Origin of the sequence: Nonomuraea sp. NPDC049655 (genome assembly GCF_044465465.1) — a bacterium.
Classification (GTDB): domain Bacteria; phylum Actinomycetota; class Actinomycetes; order Streptosporangiales; family Streptosporangiaceae; genus Nonomuraea.
The window spans coordinates 60,211-78,534 of sequence record NZ_JBITLS010000020.1 but is presented as its reverse complement, the minus strand read 5'-3'; the positions used below and the strand labels follow the sequence as shown (position 1 = coordinate 78,534).

At 76.0% G+C, this 18,324-nt stretch carries 15 protein-coding genes and 1 riboswitch; of the genes, 5 read left to right on the top strand and 10 right to left on the bottom strand.

Annotation, left to right across the window (positions count from 1 at the left end):
- Positions 1 to 29: 29 nt before the first annotated feature.
- A complete protein-coding gene (locus ACIBQ6_RS46230) occupies positions 30 to 1,016 on the bottom strand; it encodes an endonuclease/exonuclease/phosphatase family protein (RefSeq protein ID WP_397219043.1) in 987 nt (328 codons plus the stop codon).
- A gap of 41 nt (positions 1,017 to 1,057) precedes the next feature.
- Positions 1,058 to 3,319 (bottom strand): WD40 repeat domain-containing serine/threonine protein kinase, encoded by a 2,262-nt coding sequence (locus tag ACIBQ6_RS46225; RefSeq protein ID WP_397219042.1) that lies wholly within the window; start codon positions 3,317 to 3,319, stop codon positions 1,058 to 1,060.
- Between the two features lie 135 nt (positions 3,320 to 3,454).
- On the opposite strand from ACIBQ6_RS46225, the gene ACIBQ6_RS46220 reads away from it, so the two are divergent.
- A complete protein-coding gene (locus ACIBQ6_RS46220; protein WP_364336894.1) occupies positions 3,455 to 3,925 on the top strand; it encodes a PPOX class F420-dependent oxidoreductase in 471 nt (156 codons plus the stop codon).
- Positions 3,926 to 3,994: 69 nt separating this feature from the next.
- Here the strand turns inward: ACIBQ6_RS46220 and ACIBQ6_RS46215 are convergent, their stop codons facing one another.
- Positions 3,995 to 4,801 (bottom strand): alpha/beta fold hydrolase, encoded by an 807-nt coding sequence (locus tag ACIBQ6_RS46215; protein WP_397219041.1) that lies wholly within the window; start codon positions 4,799 to 4,801, stop codon positions 3,995 to 3,997.
- Between the two features lie 95 nt (positions 4,802 to 4,896).
- A complete protein-coding gene (locus ACIBQ6_RS46210; protein WP_397219040.1) occupies positions 4,897 to 6,375 on the bottom strand; it encodes a hypothetical protein in 1,479 nt (492 codons plus the stop codon).
- Between the two features lie 125 nt (positions 6,376 to 6,500).
- On the opposite strand from ACIBQ6_RS46210, the gene ACIBQ6_RS46205 reads away from it, so the two are divergent.
- The gene (locus ACIBQ6_RS46205) at positions 6,501 to 7,832 is read left to right on the top strand and encodes a hypothetical protein (RefSeq protein ID WP_358292613.1); all 1,332 of its coding nucleotides are present in this window, start codon (positions 6,501 to 6,503) and stop codon (positions 7,830 to 7,832) included.
- 58 nt (positions 7,833 to 7,890) lie between these two features.
- On the top strand, positions 7,891 to 8,394 hold the full coding sequence (locus ACIBQ6_RS46200; RefSeq protein ID WP_358292616.1) for an NUDIX domain-containing protein: 504 nt from the start codon (positions 7,891 to 7,893) through the stop codon (positions 8,392 to 8,394).
- Between the two features lie 21 nt (positions 8,395 to 8,415).
- Here ACIBQ6_RS46200 and ACIBQ6_RS46195 read toward each other — a convergent pair whose 3' ends face one another.
- Positions 8,416 to 9,870, bottom strand: coding sequence for a glycine hydroxymethyltransferase (locus tag ACIBQ6_RS46195; protein ID WP_397219039.1), 1,455 nt, complete (start codon positions 9,868 to 9,870; stop codon positions 8,416 to 8,418).
- A gap of 22 nt (positions 9,871 to 9,892) precedes the next feature.
- A riboswitch (ZMP/ZTP riboswitch) is annotated at positions 9,893 to 9,979 on the bottom strand.
- An 82-nt stretch (positions 9,980 to 10,061) separates the two neighbouring features.
- On the opposite strand from ACIBQ6_RS46195, the gene ACIBQ6_RS46190 reads away from it, so the two are divergent.
- Complete coding sequence (locus ACIBQ6_RS46190; protein WP_397219038.1) at positions 10,062 to 10,994, top strand: MerR family transcriptional regulator; 933 nt, start codon at positions 10,062 to 10,064, stop codon at positions 10,992 to 10,994.
- A 32-nt stretch (positions 10,995 to 11,026) separates the two neighbouring features.
- Here the strand turns inward: ACIBQ6_RS46190 and ACIBQ6_RS46185 are convergent, their stop codons facing one another.
- Positions 11,027 to 12,244, bottom strand: coding sequence for a multidrug effflux MFS transporter (locus tag ACIBQ6_RS46185; protein WP_397219037.1), 1,218 nt, complete (start codon positions 12,242 to 12,244; stop codon positions 11,027 to 11,029).
- Between the two features lie 212 nt (positions 12,245 to 12,456).
- Here ACIBQ6_RS46185 and ACIBQ6_RS46180 point away from each other — a divergent pair, with 212 nt between their 5' ends.
- Positions 12,457 to 13,041, top strand: coding sequence for a carboxymuconolactone decarboxylase family protein (locus tag ACIBQ6_RS46180; RefSeq protein WP_397219036.1), 585 nt, complete (start codon positions 12,457 to 12,459; stop codon positions 13,039 to 13,041).
- 34 nt (positions 13,042 to 13,075) lie between these two features.
- On the opposite strand, the gene ACIBQ6_RS46175 is transcribed toward ACIBQ6_RS46180, so the two are convergent.
- Genes ACIBQ6_RS46175 through ACIBQ6_RS46160 form a run of 4 tightly spaced genes read right to left on the bottom strand, consistent with a single transcriptional unit; the run spans position 13,076 to position 18,240 of the window.
- On the bottom strand, positions 13,076 to 14,137 hold the full coding sequence (locus ACIBQ6_RS46175) for a GNAT family N-acetyltransferase (protein ID WP_397219035.1): 1,062 nt from the start codon (positions 14,135 to 14,137) through the stop codon (positions 13,076 to 13,078).
- Positions 14,138 to 14,166: 29 nt separating this feature from the next.
- Positions 14,167 to 15,381, bottom strand: a complete 1,215-nt coding sequence (locus tag ACIBQ6_RS46170) for a hypothetical protein (protein ID WP_397219034.1) — start codon at positions 15,379 to 15,381, stop codon at positions 14,167 to 14,169.
- Positions 15,378 to 16,988, bottom strand: a complete 1,611-nt coding sequence (locus ACIBQ6_RS46165) for a carbamoyltransferase (protein WP_397219033.1) — start codon at positions 16,986 to 16,988, stop codon at positions 15,378 to 15,380. The genes ACIBQ6_RS46170 and ACIBQ6_RS46165 overlap by 4 nt, the downstream gene beginning before the upstream one ends.
- A gap of 4 nt (positions 16,989 to 16,992) precedes the next feature.
- Positions 16,993 to 18,240, bottom strand: coding sequence for a hypothetical protein (locus tag ACIBQ6_RS46160; protein WP_397219032.1), 1,248 nt, complete (start codon positions 18,238 to 18,240; stop codon positions 16,993 to 16,995).
- Positions 18,241 to 18,324: the final 84 nt, after the last annotated feature.

Sequence of the window (18,324 nt, the reverse complement as noted above, 5' to 3'; positions counted from 1 at the left end):
TCCGGAACGCCCGCTGGGCTTCCGGCGGGTCAGCTCTGGAGGCGGAGGTCGGCGAACAGGGCGCGGTGGTCGGAGCCGGGCAGGTCGAGGACGCGCACGTCCACCGCCCGCGCCCGCCCGTCCGTGAGCACGTGGTCGATCGCCACCAGCGGCGGGATCCGGCGCATCGGCCACGTGGGGACCAGCCCCTTGCCGGTGGCCGCCGCCGCGTCGGTGTAGCCGGTGCCCAGCAGCCGCCGGAACACGGCGTGGTCCAGCGTGGCGTTGAAGTCCCCGGCCAGGATCCGCGGCGCGCCCGTGGACGGCGCGGGCGGCAGCGTCCCGACCCCCGCCGCCCACTCCGGCACGGTCGAGGGAACCGGCGCCACCGGATGCACGACCACCACCTCCACCGCGCCGCCGGGCAGCGCCGCCTCCACGACCGGCATGTGGTGCCCGACCGGCTGGAACAGGCCCGTGCGCTCGCGCAGCGGGTGGCGCGCGTACACGCCGCTGCCGACCGGCCCCCACGTCTCCGGCTTGGTGACCTGGTACGGCAGCAGCGTCTCCAGCCCGGCCGCCGCCAGCCGGTCGCGTTCCGCCCAGGTCAGCTCCTGGAGGCTGAGCACGTCCACGTTCAGCGTGCGGACCAGGTCGACGATCGTGCGGGCGTCGCCGCGGCCGCCGTTGAGGTTGGCGGTCAGCACGCGCAACGGGCGGCCGGTCGCGCCGTCCGTACCGCCGGGCAGGGCGCGCGGGAGCACCAGCCAGGCCAGGCACACGCACACCGCCAGCATGACGGCGACCGCCGCCCGGCTGCGGGCCAGCGCGGCCGCCCCCAGCATCAGCAGCGCCGCCACCCCGAAGTACGGCGTGAAGGACACCAGCGGGACCAGCAGGACGCCCGACTCCAGGCCGCCGAGCCGGACCGCCGTCCCCGCCGCGAACAGGACCGCGACCGCCGTCGCCAGCCGCCGCCGCCAGACCCGGCGCGGACGCGTCCGCACGGGCTCCTTCACCACTTCGTCCGTGAGCACAGCCCGAACCCTAGGCCGCGATTCTTAAACCTGGATGAGCGTCAGGCGGGACCGAGGCTCCACGCGCTCAGCAGGGCGTCGCCGCCGCTGCCCACGACCACGGGACGGCCCTCCAGCTCGGCCAGCGCCAGGGCCCGCACCTCGGCGCCCGGCCCGGGGCCCAGCTCCCCGACGACCTTGCCGTCGGTCAGGCTCCAGACGCGGACGACCGTCTCGCCGCCGCCCGGCGCGTGCGCGACGACCGCGACGGGCCTGCCGCCGAGCGCGCCCACGACCAGCGCGGACGCCCCCCGGTCGTCGGGGCTGCGGCGGCTGAAGTTCCACTTCTTCCTGCGCCTGCCGGTCGCCAGGTCGTAGACGCGCAGGGTGGCGTCGAGGTGGGTGGAGACCAGGACGGGACGGCCGTCCAGCTCGCCGCAGGCGAGCAGCTCGATGCCGCCGATCTCGCCGGTCTTGTAGGTATGTGTCACCTTTCCGTCTGACAGGCGGCGCACCCGGACGCGATTGGCGCCGTCGCCGGTGACCAGCACCTCGTCGTCGCCGAGGCGGCCGAACGCCAGGCCGTTGACGCCCTGGAAGTGGTCGGTGACGGCGGGGCCGATCTGGCGGCCGGTGGCGAGGTCCCACAGGCGGACGACGCTGTGCAGGTCCTTCAGGCTGTCGTACTTCTGGGTGACGGCGACCGCGCGTCCGGCGGTGGTGACGGCGATGACCGGGTCGGCCGCCTTCTTCGTGTGGAGAGCGCCGCCCGCCGGGTTCCACAGCCGCATCGCGCCGTCGCCGTGCCCGGTGGCGGCCTTGCCCTCGCCGCAGGCCACGGCGGTCACGGCGGCGCCGCCGTCGCCCAGCCTGCGCACGGGCGCGGATGCCGGGCCGAGGTCCCAGACGAGCACCGTGCCCTTGGACGTGCCGCAGACGACGGTGGCGCCGGCGGCGGCCAGGACGGCCGGCGTCCCGCTGCCCGCCGGCAGCGCCACGGGCTCCCTGACGGGCGCGCCGAACGGCTCGGCCGTGGGGGACCGGGTGGCGGACGCCGTGGGGGATCCGGTGGGCGACCCGGTGGGGGACTCCGTGGGGGACGTGCTGGGCGCTGGGCTCGTCGCGGCTGTCGTGGGCGTGCCCGTCGCCGTGCCCGTCGCCGGGGGGCCGGTCGGGTCGCCGGTGGGGCGGGGGGACGGGTCGTCGGCGAGGCCGTTCGCGGGGCGCAGAAGAAGGAAGGCGGACGCCGCCGCAGCCACCGCGGCCGTCGCACCGCCGACCACCACGGCCCGCCTGCTCACCCGCCGATCCGTACCCGGCCTGGTCGCCTCCCCGTGAAACGCCGGCCCCGTCGCCCCACCCAGAGCCGGCGGAACCGTCGCCCCAACTCCGCCCCCGGCCGGCGGAACCGTCGCCCCAGGCCCGCGCGGCGGAACCGTCGCACCGGCTCCGGCTCCGGTCGGATGGGCCGTCGCTCCGGCTCCGGGCGGGGGGATCGGCGCACCGGGCCCCGCGGTGCCGGGGGCGCTGATGAGGTGGCGGAGGAGGGCGGCGGGGGTGGGACGGGCGGCGGGGTCCTTGGCGAGGCAGGACCGGATCGGGTCCACCAGGCGGGCCGGCACGTCCGTGAGGTCGGGCGTCCCGCTCATGACCTTGTGCAGGATGGCGGCGACCGTCTCGCCCGCGTACGGCGGATGGCCGGTGGCCGCGAACACCATCGTCCCCGCCCAGCTGAACACGTCGGACGCCGGCCCGACCCGCTCGCCCGCGAACTGCTCGGGCGACATGTACGCCGGCGTCCCCATCGGCGCCGAGGCCTGCGTCGTCGCGCCCAGGGCCTTGGCGATGCCGAAGTCGATGACGATCGGCCCCTCGGGCCCCATCAGCACGTTGCCCGGCTTGAAGTCCCGGTGCACGATCCCGGCCTCGTGGATGGCGGCCAGCGCGGTCAGCGTGGAGATCGCCAGCCGGTCCAGCGCGCCCCCCGTGCGCGGCCCCGACTCCCGGACGAGCCTCTGCAGCGTGTCGCCCGCGACGTACTCGCTCACGATGTACGGCCGCCCGTCGGCCACCCCCACGTCCAGCACGGCGGCCGTGCAGAACGCGGCCACCCGGCGCGCCGCCTCGGCCTCGCGCAGCAGGCCCCGGGTGACGTCGTCGTCCTGGGTCAGGTGGCTGTGCAGCAGCTTGATCGCGACCTCGCGGCCCGCGCCGTCGACGCCCTTGTAGACGACCCCCTGCCCGCCCGAGCCGAGCACGCCGAGCAGCCGGTGGTCGCCGATCCTGTCGGGATCGCCCGGCCGGAGCGGACGGACTTCCGGCATTCCGCTCCTCCCTCGGGCGCGTACCGGCATATGCCGGCGAACCACACCATAGGGCCGCCTGGGCGAGCCCCGGAAGCCGGGGCCCGCGCCGGATGGCAGGATCGAAGCCGGCACCGCACAGGAAAGGCGTCCCGTATGGCTCCCAGGATCGCGACCGCCCGCCGCGTCGATCTGCCCGAACTTCTCGACTTCCTCCGCCCCCGGCATCACGGCCTGCTCTCGACGACCCGCGCCGACGGGCGTCCCCAGCTCTCGCCGGTCTCGTGCGGCGTCGACGACGAGGGCCGGATCGTGGTCTCCACCTACCCCGGTCGCGCCAAGGCCGCGAACGCCCGGCGCGACGAGCGCGTCTCGATGTGCGTGCTGTCCGACGACTGGGACGGCCCCTACGTCCAGGTGGACGGGCGAGGCGAGGTGCTGGACATGCCCGAGGCCCTCGACGCCCTGGTGGACTACTACCGGTGCATCGCCGGCGAGCACCCTGATTGGGAGGAGTACCGGCAGGCCATGCGCCGCCAGAACAAGTCGCTGATCCGGATCACGATCGACCGCTGGGGGCCGATCGCGACCGGCGGCTTCCCGGCGAACCTGACCCCCGGCGGCTGAGCGCCCGACCAGGAGCGAGCCACCAGGAGCGAGCCGCCCGGGGCCCGCCGCCTCAGTGGGCCTCCCGCGTCAGTGGGCCAGCACCTCGCGCAGCACGTCGGCGAACTCCTTCGGACGGTCGACAAAGCCGCTGTGCTCGCCGGGGAACACCACCGGCGGCGCGCCGAGCAGGTCGGCCAGCGCCAGCGAGGTGCGGTACGTGAGCAGGCCGCCCGAGTCGGCCCCGACGCCCACGACGACGCGGGCCGGCCCGGCCTTCAGCGCCGCGACGTCGGGCACGTACCGGGTGGTGCCGCGCAGCTCGTGCAGGAAGAAGTGGGCGGCGTCGGCCAGGTCCTGCTCGGGCGACTCGCTCGGCGGCGGGGCCGGGGCGTCCTCGCCGGTCTGGAAGCCCGCGGTGGCCATGAACTTCCCGAACGCCGCTCCCGGGCCCTCCCGGCGGAACGTCTCGATCATGTCGTCCACCTCGGCGCGGCGCCGGGCCACGTCGGGCAGCAGCTCCAGCACGGGCGGCTCGTGCGCGACGAGGGTGCGCACGCGGGTGGGGTGGCGGGTGACCAGGGCGAGGCCGGTGACCGCGCCGCCGCTGCTGCCGAGCACGTCGGCCGACTCGGCGCCGAGCGCGTCGATGATCGCGAGCGCGTCGCCGGCCCGCAGGTCGGGGGTGGAGTCCTGGCCGGGGTCGTCGAGCGTGCTGCCGGACACGCCGCGCGGGTCGTGGGTGACGACGGTGTGCTCGCCGGCCAGCTCCTCGGCCAGCGGGGCGAAGGGGGCGGCGTCCATCGGCGCGCCCACGAGCAGCAGCAGCGGGCCGCTGCCGCGGACGTGGTAGCGCAGGCGTCCGCCCGGTATGTCGAGAATGTGCGTGGTGCTCATCGGTGGGTCCTTCCGCGGAGTCGGGTGACACCAGGTTGGACCACCGGGGGCGGGTGAACTCATCGGTCCGCGGGCTCCCTGTGGCAATGTGCCGATCAGAGCTCCTTGACCTCGTCGAACAGGTCCTCGACGGCCGCGACGATCCGCCGGGTGGCCAGGGAGGCGGTGTCCGGGCCGTCGAACGGGTGCGCCCCGCCCTCGGCGACGCCCTCGACGGTGGCGAGGTGGGCCCCCGGATGGCAGACGACGTCCGGCTCGGGCAGGTTGGCCAGCAGGAACTCGCCCTGGTTCGCCCGCGCCTGCGACGGGTGCGCCCCCCGCCGCACCCACCGCAGGCTCCCCGACCGGTCCAGACGGTAGACGCCGGGGCCGTGGGCGGCCGACACGCGTACGGGGGTGTCGCGGGCCAGGCGGACCCGGACGTGGAACGGCCCGCCCGGCCGGGCCGAGCGCAGCAGCGTGCGCTGGTTGAACTCCTGCGCGTCCCCCAGCCAGGTCACCGGCCCGCCGAGCATCACCGACAGGTGGGCCAGCACGAACGGGGGCAACCCGGCGGCCTGCTGGTTGACCGACGCCACCTCGGTGCCCTCCTGGTGCCGCCACTTGATCGCCGTCAGGTGGACCCGTTCGCCCGGGGTGAGGATGGCCTCCACGCTGAACAGGCCGGCCGCGCCGTACCTGCGCCAGGCCCAGGACGCGATGCGCTCGGCGCACTCGATGAGCAGCGCGGCGGCGGGCGTCGGCCAGGGGCGCGACCAGTCGTCGCCCGTGCTGCGCATCGGCCCGGCGCCCAGCTCGGCGATCCCGGCCGAGGTGTGGGCGGGGCGGTCGGCGTACACCCGGACGCCGCCGTCGCGGTCGGGCACGCTGAGCACCGCGATCGTGCACGGCCAGCCCGGCACGTACGCCGCCACCCGGTACGGCCCGAGCAGCCGGGCCGCGCGCGGCATGTCGTCCTCGCCCGCGACGACCACGGTGCCGTGCCGGTCCGCCCGCCGGCCCGCCTGCACCACGACCCGCTCGGTGCCGACCGCGCGCCGCAGCTCGGCCAGTCCGGGCAGCCGCTCGACGTGCACGCAGGGGACGCGGGCCACCGCCGGCACGCCGGCCGCCCGCAGCAGGTCGTCCAGCAGGTGCTTGGCCTCGATCGCGGCCCGCACGTCGGCGTCGATGGCCGCGACCACCCCGCCGGGGCCGGCCAGCTCGCGCAGGCGGGCGTTGTCGTACCAGGTGAAGACGACCGGCGGACGGTCCAGCTTGAGCAGATACCGGGCGGCCTCGTGCCGGACGCGGGGCAGCCAGGCGTGCCGCTCGGCGACGGACCGGGTCCTGGTGCGCTCCTCGGCGGCGACGACCATGCCGGGCAGCGCCGGGTCCCACGCCGAGTAGCAGCCGATGCTCAGCGCCGGGCGCAGCACCTCGACCGGGGCCGGGCCGGTGTAGCCGGTGCGCAGCGCGGTGCTGAACCGTTCGACGCAGACCAGCGGGCGGCCCGCCAGCGCGGCCGTCAGCTCCTCCTGCGCCGCCTCCTCCAGGCCGGTCTCGTGCCGGCCCGCGCCGTGCAGCCCGTCCATCAGCCCCTCCCTCGCCGTCCTCCGTACGGGGCCGTCCCGCGAGGGGCACGGCCCGCACTCTTGACGGTGAGCCACGTCCGGCGCACCGTCGAGGCCACAGTGATGTGAAGCGATGTGAAGATGAGATGCCGCCCCGCCGTACCCACCCAGTCGTCAACCGGGCGCTGGCGGCGTTGATCGAGCAGGCGGGCTGGACCCACGCGGCCACCGCGCGGCACGTCAACGCCGTCGCCGCCGAGAGTGGCGAGCGCGTGCACTACGACCGCTCGGCGGTCGGCCACTGGCTGACCGGCACCATCCCGCGCCCCGAGGCGGTGCGCGCGGCGGTCGAGGCGTTCCGCCGCCGCCTGGGCAGGCCCGGCCTGCGCCCGGCGCATCTGGGCTGGCCGGAGCCGGGCGGGTCGCCGTCCGCCGACGATCCCTGGCGCGGCGACCCGGTCGCCCGGCTCGCCGTGCTGGGCGAGGACGACCTGCTCAACCGGCGCACGTTCACCCTGGCCGCGTTGTCCGGCTTATCGGGCTTATCGGTCCTGGCCGCGCGGCGGGCGGGCGGCCGCGCGGCGGCCCGCCGGGCCGGCGCGGGCGACGTCGAACGGATCCGCGCCACCACCCGCGCCTTCGCCGACCTGGACGACCGCTACGGCGGCGGCCACGCCCGCGCCGCGGTCGCCGCCTACCTGTCCCGCGAGGTCACGCCCCTGCTGCACGGCACCACCGGCCGCCGCAGGCCCGACCTGTTCGCCGCCGCCGCCGAGCTGAGCTACCTGGCCGCCTACATGGCCATGGACGCCGGCGCCCACGCCCTGGCCCAGCGCTACTACATCAGCAGCGTGCGTCTCGCCGACGAGGCCGCCGACCTGCTGCTGCGCGCCACCGCCCTGCGCAGCATGGCCGTCCAGGCGGCCGAGCTGGGCCACGACGGCGAGGCGCTGGCCCTGGCCGAGGCGGCCGCGTCCGCGCTGGCCGGGCACGGTCCCGCCCGCACCCAGGCGTGGATCACCGGCATGCGCGCCGAGACCCACGCCGCCGCCGGCACCCGCTGGGACGCGCTCAGGCTGCTCAGCCGTACCGAGACCCAGCTCGAACGCGCCGACTCCGTCCCCGAGTCGGAGTGGACGGGCAACTACCGGCGCGAGTCCCTGGAGCACCAGATCGGCCTGACCCTCACCCAGCTCGGCGACCACGCCACCGCCGCCCGCCACTTCGCCGCGTCCATGCGGGCCAGACGGCCGGTCGAGCTGCGCACCCGTGCCCTGATCGGGCTGCGGGCCGCCCACTCCCTCCTCCGCGCGGGGGAGGTGGACCAGGCGGCGGCCACCGTCCTCGACCTGAGCGACGACATCCGGCTGATCTCCTCGGCCCGGGTCCGGGAGGAGCTGCGCGGCCTGCGCGCCGCCTGGCAACCCCACCGCGGCAATCCCCTGGTCAGCCGCGCGGACCGCTCGGTCGCGGGCTGACCCCGCGGCACCGCCGTCCAGCCGTCCCGGTCGCCGGGCCGGGCCCTAGGATCGCGGCGTGATCAGGAACGCGTACTGCTCCTTCTGCGGCGCCGCCTTCGCCCCCGGCCAGCCCTGGCCCCGCACCTGCGCGGCCTGCGGGAACACCAGCTACCTCAACCCGCTGCCGGTCGCGGTGACGCTGCTGCCCGTGGACGACGGCCTGCTCGTCGTACGCCGGGACGTCGAGCCGCGCCGCGGCCGGCTCGCCCTCCCCGGCGGGTTCATCGACCTGGGGGAGTCCTGGCAGCAGGCGGCCGTGCGCGAGCTGCGCGAGGAGACGGGCGTGGTGGCCGAGGCCGCCGACGTCACGCTCTTCGACGTGGTCAGCGCCCCGGACGGAACCGTGCTGATCTTCGGGCTCGGCCCGCGCGTCACCGCGTCCGCGCTGCCGCCGATGGAGGCCACGGACGAGACGAGCGAGTGGCTGGTCATCGACGGGCCCGCCGAGCTCGCGTTCCCCGCCCACACCCGGGCGGCCGCCGCCTACTTCACGCGACGGGCCCGCCGCGGGCCGGAGTGAGCGGGTCGGGCGGCCGGTGGGTCAGCTCAGGTCGAGGCCCGGGTAGAGCGGGTGGGCGGCCAGCAGTTCGGCCGCCGCGGCGCGGGTCTTCTCGGCGGTGCTCTGCGGCAGGTCGTACTTCGCCTTGGAGGTGGCCGACGGCGTGGTGTCGGTCAGCACGCCGACGATCAGCTCGGCGACCTGGTCGAACTCCTGCGTGCCGAACCCGCGTGAGGTGAGCGCCGGGGTGCCGACCCGGATGCCCGAGGTGTACCAGGCGCCGTTGGGGTCGCGCGGGATCGCGTTGCGGTTGGTGACGATCCCGGCGTCGAGCAGCGCCGACTCCGCCTGCCGGCCGGTCAGCCCGTACGTGGACACGTCGAGCAGCACCAGGTGGTTGTCGGTGCCGCCGGTGACCAGCCGTACGCCGCGCCGCGCCAGGCCCTCGGCCAGGGCGACCGCGTTGGCGGCCACCGCCCGCGCGTAGTCGGCGAACGCGGACTGCCGCGCCTCGGCCAGGGCGACGGCCTTGGCCGCCATCACGTTGCCGAGCGGGCCGCCCAGCACCATCGGGCAGCCCCGGTCGATGGAGTCGGCGTACTCCCGCCGGCACAGCACCAGGCCGCCGCGCGGCCCGCGCAGCGACTTGTGCGTGGTGGTCGTCGTGACGTGCGCGTACGGCACCGGGTCGTGCACGCCGGTGAACACCTTGCCCGCGACCAGCCCGGCGAAGTGCGCCATGTCCACCATCAGGACCGCGTCCACCTCGTCGGCGATCTCCCGCATGCGGGCGAAGTCGATGCGCCGCGGGTAGGCCGAGTACCCGGCGATCAGCACCAGCGGGCGGAACTCGCGGGCGGTCGCGCGCAACGCGTCGTAGTCGAGCAGGCCGCTCTCCGGGTCGGTGCCGTAGGAGCGCTGGTGGAACATCTTGCCCGAGATGTTGGGACGGAAGCCGTGGGTCAGGTGACCGCCCGCGTCCAGCGACATGCCGAGGGCCCGCTGGTCGCCCAGGGCCTTGCGCAGGGTCTCCCAGTCGTCCTCCGACAGGTCGTTGACGTGCCGCGCCCCGGCGGCGGCCAGGGCCGGGGCCTCCACCCGGTGGGCCAGGATGCCCCAGAACGCCACCAGGTTGGCGTCGATGCCCGAATGGGGCTGGACGTAGGCGTGCTCGGCGCCGAACAGGGCCTTGGCATGGTCGGCCGCCAGCTGCTCGACGGTGTCGATGTTCTGGCAACCGGCGTAGAAGCGGTGGCCGATCGTGCCTTCCGCGTACTTGTCGGACAGCCACGTGCCCATCGTGAGCAGGACGGCCGGGGAGGCGTAGTTCTCGCTCGCGATGAGCTTCAGCGAGGCGCGCTGGTCGGCCAGCTCGGCGCGGATCGCGCCGGCCACGCCGGGCTCCACGGCGGCGATCACGTCGAGCGCGTTGCGGTAGGCGGCCGACACGGTGGCCGCGTCGTGGGCGCCGTAGGAATGGGGGTGCTCTTCAGCCATGACTTCTCCCGAGCCGTCGAAGTGAGGGCACCCAGGCGCGCGGCGACGTCCAGGACCGCTCCCCGGTGGTCAGTCCCACCTTACGATCACGCCGGTCACGATCCGAGGCTTGACACCACGGTCATCGGCCGGAGCCGCGCAACGAGGGAGGCGCTTGAGTCTCCACCAGGGGGAGACGCCAAGGTGGAGCCATGGACGACGGCACCCTCTACACGATCGGCGACCTGGCGCGGCGGACCGGACTGCCGGTCAGGACCATCAGGTTCTACTCCGACCGCGGGATCGTGCCGCCGGTGGAACGCAGCCCGGCCGGCTACCGCCTCTACGACGCCGCCGCCGCGGCCCGCCTCGACCTCGTCCGCACGCTGCGCGACCTCGGGGTCGACCTGGTCACGGTCCGCAAGGTCGTGGACCGGGAGCTGACGCTCGCGCAGGTCGCGGCGGCGCACGCCGAGGCCCTGGCGGTGCGGATCCGCACGCTGCGGATGCGGCGCGCGGTGCTGACGGCGGTGGCCCGGCGCGGCTCGGGGCCCGAGGAGATGGAGCTCATGCACAGACTCGCAGGACTGTCGGAGGACGAACGCCGCCGCCTGGTCGGCGACTTCCTGGACGCCGCCGTCCCGGACGCCGGGCCGGGACTGGCGGGGATGCGGGTCTCGCTGACCCCCGAACTGCCGGACGACGCCGAGCCGGAGCAGGTGGAGGCGTGGCTGGAACTGGCCGAACTGATGGCGGACCCGTCCTTCCGCGCGAGGCTGCACGACCTGACCACCGACCACGCCACCGACCGTGCCGCGGGCCATGGGGAAGGGGTGCCGCGGGACGCCGTGTCGGTGGGCGTGTGGGCGGCGGGGAAAGCGCTGGCGGCGGGCGTGGATCCCGCCGCGCCCGAGTCCGCGCCGGTCGTGGCGGCGGTCGCCGGCGAGTACGCACGCCTCCTGGGCCGTCTCGACGACGCCGGCCTCCGGTTGCGGCTGCTGACCAGGCTGACGGCGGCGAACGACCCCCGCAGGGAGCGCTACCTCCGCCTGCTCGCCGTGATCAACGCCTGGCCGCCCCCGGCCCCGTCGGCACCGGCCCTCGACTGGCTCGTCACCGCCCTGCGCACCCACCCGGCCCCCTGAACCCAGGCCCGGAAGACACCACCGGACGGGGCTCAGCCGCGGGCGGGGGCCTCGGCGGTGGTGGGGCCGGTCTCGGGCAGGCCCCGGGTCAGCAGGCGGGCGCCGATGCCGAGCAGCGCGCTGACGACCAGCGTGACGCCCATCGGCAGCCCGGTGTCCGCGCCGCCCAGGCCGACCAGCGGCGAGACCAGCGCCCCGAGCGCGAACTGCAACGCGCCCATCACGGCCGCCGCCGTGCCGGTCGCGTACGGCGCCCGCCCCACCGTCAGCGCCGCCGCGTTCCCCATGATCAGCGTGAACGAGCTGACCAGCGCGAACAGCACCGGCAGCACCACCATTGCGGCCACCCCCGCCCCCAGCAGCACCAGCAGCACGGCCGACAGCCCCAGCACGACCCCCTGCCCGGTCCGCAGCAGCCCCTCCGGGCTGAACCGGCGCACCAGGCGCGCCGCGGCCAGGCCGGTCAGCGTCATGCCCAGCGCGTTGGCCGCGAACGTCACGGTGTAGGCGGGGGTGGACAGGCCCAGGACGTTCTGCACGACGAAGGGCGAGGCCGAGATGTACCCCATCAGCCCCGCGAAGCCGAAGGCGAAGGAGAAGGCGTAACCGAGATAGCCCCGGTCGGCGAACAGCCGCCGCACGGTCCGCCCGGTGGCGGCCAGGCCGCCCGCGTGCCGGCGTCCGGGCGGCAGCGTCTCGGGCACGACGAGCGCCGAACCGAGCAGCATCACCGCCGAGATCCCGGCCATCACCCAGAACTCCGCGCGCCACCCGGCGGGCGACAGCGCGCCGCCGATCAGCGGGGCCACGACGGGCGCGACGCCGACCACCGAGGCCAGCAGCGAGAAGATCCGCGCCGCCGCCCGGCCGGACGTCAGGTCGGCCGCCACCGCGCGGCCGATGACGATGCCCGCCGACCCGGCGAACCCGTGTACGAAACGCAGGGCGACGAGCGTCCGGATGTCCGGCGCGAGCGCGCACAGGACGCAGGCGGCCAGGGCCGCGGCGGTGGCCAGCAGGATCGGCCGGCGGCGGCCGAACCGGTCGGACAGCGGCCCGATGACGAGCTGGCCCAGCGCCAGCCCGGTGAGGAACGCGGTCAGCGTGAGCTGCACGCCGGCCGCGCCCGTCCCCAGGTCGGCCGCCAGGTCGGTGAACACGGGCAGGTACATGTCGGTGGCCAGCGGCGCCACCGCCGACAGCAGGCCGAGCACGACCAGCAGCGGCCCGGACACCCCGGTCCTGGTCATGACGCACACCTCTGCGGACGGTGTCGGTGGCTGTGGGGAGTCTCGAACTCCATGGTCATGATCTCCAAGACGGCCGCGCGGCTAGAGACCTAGGATGTTCCGTGATCCGGCCACGGCTAACCGCGCCACCGGCACCCGAGCGCGAGACGTCACCGCAGGTCCACCCGCCGGCGGAGCCCGGGTGGCCCGCGTCGCCGAGACAGGAGCACCGCATGACCGCCCGGCTGCCCGCCCTTCCCCCGGAAGACCTGGACGACGCCCAGAGCGAGGTCTACCGCGCCATCACCGGCGGCGCCCGGGCGGCGGGCCCCCAGGTCTTCCCCCTCACCGACGAGCGGGGACGGCTGCGCGGCCCGTTCAACGCCATGCTGCTGAGCCCGCCGGTCGGCGGCGCGCTCCAGGCGCTGGGCGCGGCGGTGCGCTACGGGTCGGTGCTGCCGGACCGGGCCAGGGAGCTGGCGATCCTCGTGGTCGCCGCCCACTGGGGCAGCGACTTCGAACGCGACGCGCACGAGGCGGTGGGCCGGTCCTGCGGCCTGACCGAGGCCGAGCTGACCGCGGTGCGCGAGGGACGTCCGCCCGGCCTGGCCGACCCGGCCGAACGCGCCGCCGTCCTCGCCGCCCGCGAGCTGACCCGGACGGGGACGCTGGCCGAGGAGGACTACCGGGCGGTCACGGCGGCGCTCGGCGAGCGCGGCCTGTTCGAGCTGACCACCCTGGTCGGCTACTACGCCACGCTGGCCCTCCAGCTACGCGTCTTCGCGGGCGAGCTCCCCCCGGAGCGCCGCGAGCGCTGAACGGCGGCGCGCACCGGCCCTCGTCCTTTCCGGGTCACGTGCTGGATGGCGGGGACGGGAGCTGCGGCGGGTCGAGGCGGTGGCCCAGCCCGCCGACGAGCCGGGTGACCATCGCGCCGCGGGCGGCGAACAACCGGCTGCGCGGCTCCAGCCGCACCCCGAACTGCTTCTTCGTCTCGTACGCCGCGCCGCCGAGCCGCAGCCTGCGCGCGCCCGAGCCGACGGCGGCCCGTACGCACGCCGTGAGCAGCGCGTGGTAGACGGCGGTGCCCTCGGTGCGGGCGTAGTCGCGCCCGATCCACCGGGCGACCAGCTCGTCGCCGTCGCGCAGCAGGGCGACGCAGCCGACCGGCGCGCCGTCGCGGCGGGCGGCCAGGACGGTCAGGTCCGCGCCCAGGGCGCCGGCCGCCTCGGTGAACAGACGCGGCCGGTAGAAGACGTGCGGCCCGTGGCGGAGGTCCACCGCGGCCACCATCGGGCCCAGCCGGTCCAGCAGCCGGTCCGGCTCCCCGCCCGGCCCGGGCGTCAGCGGGCGGACCTCGATGCCCTCGCGTGCGGCCCGGCGCTGCGTGCGCCGGATCTCGGCCCGCCTCTTGCGCGGCAGATGGTCCAGGTACGCCTCGTACGACGGCCACGTCAGGTCCAGCAGCGTCTCCGGCAACCAGCCCAGGCGGCTGTAGCCCGGCTGCCCGGCGGCGTACGGCAGGTGGTCGACGACGCAGAACAGCAGCCGCTCGCGCCTGACCAGCGACCGCACCGCCCGCAGCAGGACCCGCCGCTGCGGCCCCTCACCGCCCAGCAGCCCGGACGTCGCCGTCATCGGCGCCTGGACCTGGAGGAACGGCCACCTCCTGGTCAGCCGCCCGAACCGGGACTCCAGCACCGGGTTGTGCAGCCGGTGCTCCAGCGCGCACACCGCCGCGGCCACGAGCCCGCCGTCCTTGCGGACCAGCAGGTAGCGCGGCCGGTGCCCGGACAGGACGCGTTCGGCCAGGGCCAGCCAGTGATGCCGCACGAACGGCACGCCGTCGGCGAGCGCGTCCCACTCCCCGGCCCCGACCTCGCCGATGGAGGCCGCCACCTCAACGCTGTACATCGCCCGCCTCGCCGGCCGGGCGGGCCACGTCAACGCCGTCCATCGCCGCGCACCTCGAAGCGCAGCGCCCGGGTGACGGCGGCGGCGGCCGCGTCCAGCTCCGCCGGGCCGGAGGCGTGCACGACGAACCAGCCGAGCCGGTCGGAGACGTCCCGGTAGGGCCGCACCCGCTGCCCCGGGCGGGCCAGCAGGACCAGCTCGGCCACCTCCGGCAGCGCCCTGGCCGCCGCCACGCCGGACACCGACACCAGCTCGCCCGCGCGCCCGGCGGTCAGCACCCGCCACAGGACCGGCCGGGGCGGGTGCGGGCGCAGCTCGATCGGCAGGCCGACCGCGGCCTGCACAGCGGCCCGCACCGGATCGACGCCGTAGCAGGACCGCACCATGTCGTCGGTGCCGTTGCCGCCGGTGCGCAGCCCGAGCTCGATGACGTACGGCCGGCCGTCCGGGGTGACGATCAGGTCGAGGTTGAGCGGGCCGCGCCGGTAGTCCAGGCGCTCGCAGACCTTGTCCATGATCGAACGTGTGGTGTCCAGGACGCCGCCGGGCAGCCCGGCCGGCATCCGGCGGCTCATGGTCAGCACCAGCGGCGGCGGGCTGACCGTCTGCAGGCTGGTCGCGACGAACGCCACCCGCCCGTCGTCCACGACGCACTCGCAGTTGCACAGGATCCCGCGGATCTCCTCCTCGACCATCACCAGCCCCCCGTACGAGCTGCGCCGGGCCTCCTCGGCGGCGGCGCGCACGTCGCCGGGGGAGGCGCACCTGCTCACCCCGCGCCCGCTCTGGGCGTCGGCGGGCTTGACCACCACGGGGAAGGGCAGCCCGCGCGCCCGGACCGCCAGGTCGGCCGGGTCGTCGCCGACGATCCACGGGTAGGAGGACACGCCCAGGTCGTCGAGGATGCCGCGGAGCACCCATTTGTCCACCGAGGCCCGCGCCGCCGTCTCCGACAGCCGGCCCGGCAACCCGAACGCGTCGGCCACCGCGCGCAGCGCGGGCACCGCGACGTCGCTGGAGGGGGCCACCACGCCCGCCAGGTCGGCACGTCCGGCGAGCGCGGCCGCGACGGCGGCCGGATCGTGCGTGCTGACCGGCAGGTACTCGTCGGCCAGGGCGACGCCGGGCGCGTGGGCCGAACGGTCGACCGCGATCGTCCGCAGGCCCATGCCGGCCGCCGCCCGGTAGGTGGACAGCGAGCCGTCGGCGGCCCCGAGCACGACCAGGGACCTCGCGCCGCTCATCGGTCCGCCTCCCGGCCGGCCCGGTCGTCCGTCCGGCGCTTGCGGGCCCAGAACGGGCCGAGGGCCAGCGCGTCCGCGCCGGTCCTGAGGTAGCAGGCGACGGCGTCCTCGGGCGTGCACACGATCGGCTCGTCGTCGTCCCGGAAGGAGGCGCCGGCCAGCATCGGCACGCCGGTCAGCGCCTCGAAGCGGGTGATCAGGGAGTGGAAGAGCGGGTTGGCGGCCCGGCTCACCGTCTGCACGCGGGCGCTGCCGTCCACGTGCGTGATCGCGGGCACCTCGCCGCGGCGGTGGTCCAGCACGTCGAACCCGAGCAGCATGACCGGCGAGGGATGCCCCCCGGCGAAGTAGTCCGCGGACCGCTCGGCCAGGCACGACGGCGCGAGCGGCAGGAACGGCTCCCGGCGCCTGACCCGTTCGTTCATGCGCGCGGCGGACGTGGGGTCGCGCGGGTCGGCCAGCAGCGAGCGGTTGCCCAGGCCGCGCGGCCCGCACTCCGTCCGGCCCTGGAACCAGCCCACGATCAGGCCGTCGGCGATGCGGGCGGCGGCGTGCCCGGCGATGTCGTCCGGCCGCCGGTAGTCCACGCCCGCGTCGCGCAGCGCCTTCTCCATGCGTTCCGCGGTGAAGCCGGGCCCGGCGAACACGTGACCGCCCGCCGGGCGGGGCCGGCCGTACAGGCCGACGCTCACCTCCAGCGCCGCGCCGAGCGAGGCGGCGGCGGGCTGGGCGAACAGCTCCTCGAAGCCGGACTCGGCCAGCAGGCGGCCGTTCAGCATCGGGTTCATCGCGGTCTCGCCGGCCACCGCGAGCCGGGTCGCCCCGGTCGTCTCGCGCAGCCATCGGGCCAGGTGCAGCCCGGCCCGCTCAAGGGTGGCCTGGAGGGCGAAGGCGACGTCCACGGCGTGCTGGGTGAGGATCTTCCCGGCGGGCGGGGGCGGCGGGCCGAAGGCGTCGAGGAACCTCGCAGAGACCGTGTGCCGTCCGCCGCCCGCGTGCGGCTCGAACCAGCTCAGGTCCAGCTCGTGGCCGCCGTACGGGGTCAGGCGCAGCAGGTCGGCGAAGGGCTGGACGTAGGTGTCGCCGCCGTACGCCGCCAGCGCCATCACCTTGTCCTCGTCCAGGCCGGGACGGAAGCCGAGGTAGCCGGTGACCGCCGCGTACAGGGCGCCCAGCGAGTGGGGGTGACCGACGTGCCGCAGGTGCCTGATCCGGTCCCCGTCGGCGACGGCCAGGCAGGTGCCGGTCCCGTCCATCGTGAGCACGGCGGCCGAGTCGAACGGGCTCACGTGGAAGGCGCCGGCCGCGTACGCGCGGTGGTGTTCCACCAGGTGCACCCCGAACCCGGCCGGGCCGGTGTGCCCGGCGGCCTCCCTGACCTCCCAGCCGGGCGGGGAGCCCGTCCGCTGCCCGTGGAAGGCCACGTGGTCCACCTCGTCCAGCCCGATCCCCGCCTGTTCCAGGCAGTACGCGACCGCCCGGCGGGGGAACCGGCCGTCGTGCCGGACGCGGGTGAGCCGCTCCTCCTCGGCGAACGCCACGATCTCGCCGTCGCGCACCAGCGCCGCCGCGGAGTCGTGCGCCCGGGAGATGCCCATCACGTACATGTCGTCACTCCGAGTTCCGCGAGATCAGCATCCGGCGCATCACATGGGCCTTCACCGGCACCCCGAGGGCCAGCGCCACCAGGCCCCCGGCCGCCCCCGACCACGGCACGACGACGACCGCCAGCGAGGCGGTGGCCACCAGCCCGGCGAACGCGCCCGCCGACGTGACGGCGAGCACGTCGTTGTTCGTGTTCTCCACCAGGTAGGCCGCGTACATCACGGTCAGGAACAGCGCCGGCACGACGACGACCAGCCCGGCCATGATCACCGGCGACGCCGCGAGCCCGTCCGGAGCCCACCGGAGCAGGGCCGCGCAGGCGACGGCGACGGCGGCCCCCGCCCACCCGGCCCGGCCCAGGAGATGGACCGCCCGCGCCCGCCCGGCCCGTCCGGCGAGCCCGCGCAGCCGCCGCGAGGTCGCCGGCTGCGTGACCCGCAGCAGGTAGATGACGAGCTGGCAGACCGCGACCGCCGGCAGCAGCGCGAGATACAGCACGCCGCTCTGCCCCGCCCGCCCCGAGGCGCCGAGCACCAGGTACACGACCGCGAAGCAGAGCGCGTCGCACAGGTCGGCCGCCCCCAGCAACCAGGCGGCCCGCGACAGGGGACGCAGCAACGCCCGCCGCCCATGACCGGCAGGCGGGCGCAGCCAGTCGCGGGGGAGCGTCGCCAGCGCCCCGCAGGTCACCGCGACCGTCCCGGCCAGGACGAGCAGCAGGTGCGTCTGCGGCGGCCAGCCGGTCCACAGGGTGGCGGCGGTGACGGCGAGCACCACGCCGCCGCCGGCCACGAACGCCATCGTGTCCAGCACGGGCCGGCCGCGCACACGGTGCAGCCCGGAGACCGTCATCAGCAGGCCCGTGCAGGCCGACCACGCCCCTGCCGTGAGACAGAGGGCCGCCGTCGACAGCGGCGCGGTCACCGCCACGGGAACGAGCACCGCCAGCAGCACCGCGACCGGCGCGGCGGACATGGCCACCGTCAGCCTGGCCACCGCCGGGCCGGTCCGCCTGACCCGCGCCAGCGTCTTCAGCGCGGCCTTCTCCGGCGCGTCCGCGACCAGGAGCAGCCATCCGCACAGCCCGAGCGCGGTGGCGTAGTGGCCGAACGTCGCCCCGTCCCACACGGCCGCCGGCGCCGCCGCGGCGACCTGCGTACCGGCCCGGAACGCGCCCCGCCCCGCCAGCAGCCGCAGCACCGCCGCCGGCCGGAGGCGGGACGCGGCATGGGCGTCGGCACTGGTCTGGGTCAACGTGGTCCCCCGTGGGTCGCCTGACGGCGTGGTGGCGTTCGTGCGCCGGGTCAGAGCGTCCGCCGTGCGGCCGGAATACCGGCC

What these genes read in the sequence shown, in the direction of transcription:
- ACIBQ6_RS46225 (WP_397219042.1), bottom strand. Translation starts at nt 3,319, where the DNA reads ATGCCGGAAGTCCGTCCGCTCCGGCCGGGCGATCCCGACAGGATCGGC.
- ACIBQ6_RS46220 (WP_364336894.1), top strand. Translation starts at nt 3,455, where the DNA reads ATGGCTCCCAGGATCGCGACCGCCCGCCGCGTCGATCTGCCCGAACTT.
- ACIBQ6_RS46215 (WP_397219041.1), bottom strand. Translation starts at nt 4,801, where the DNA reads ATGAGCACCACGCACATTCTCGACATACCGGGCGGACGCCTGCGCTAC.
- ACIBQ6_RS46210 (WP_397219040.1), bottom strand. Translation starts at nt 6,375, where the DNA reads ATGGACGGGCTGCACGGCGCGGGCCGGCACGAGACCGGCCTGGAGGAG.
- ACIBQ6_RS46205 (WP_358292613.1), top strand. Translation starts at nt 6,501, where the DNA reads ATGCCGCCCCGCCGTACCCACCCAGTCGTCAACCGGGCGCTGGCGGCG.
- ACIBQ6_RS46195 (WP_397219039.1), bottom strand. Translation starts at nt 9,870, where the DNA reads ATGGCTGAAGAGCACCCCCATTCCTACGGCGCCCACGACGCGGCCACC.
- ACIBQ6_RS46190 (WP_397219038.1), top strand. Translation starts at nt 10,062, where the DNA reads ATGGACGACGGCACCCTCTACACGATCGGCGACCTGGCGCGGCGGACC.
- ACIBQ6_RS46185 (WP_397219037.1), bottom strand. Translation starts at nt 12,244, where the DNA reads ATGACCAGGACCGGGGTGTCCGGGCCGCTGCTGGTCGTGCTCGGCCTG.
- ACIBQ6_RS46180 (WP_397219036.1), top strand. Translation starts at nt 12,457, where the DNA reads ATGACCGCCCGGCTGCCCGCCCTTCCCCCGGAAGACCTGGACGACGCC.
- ACIBQ6_RS46175 (WP_397219035.1), bottom strand. Translation starts at nt 14,137, where the DNA reads ATGTACAGCGTTGAGGTGGCGGCCTCCATCGGCGAGGTCGGGGCCGGG.
- ACIBQ6_RS46170 (WP_397219034.1), bottom strand. Translation starts at nt 15,381, where the DNA reads ATGAGCGGCGCGAGGTCCCTGGTCGTGCTCGGGGCCGCCGACGGCTCG.
- ACIBQ6_RS46165 (WP_397219033.1), bottom strand. Translation starts at nt 16,988, where the DNA reads ATGTACGTGATGGGCATCTCCCGGGCGCACGACTCCGCGGCGGCGCTG.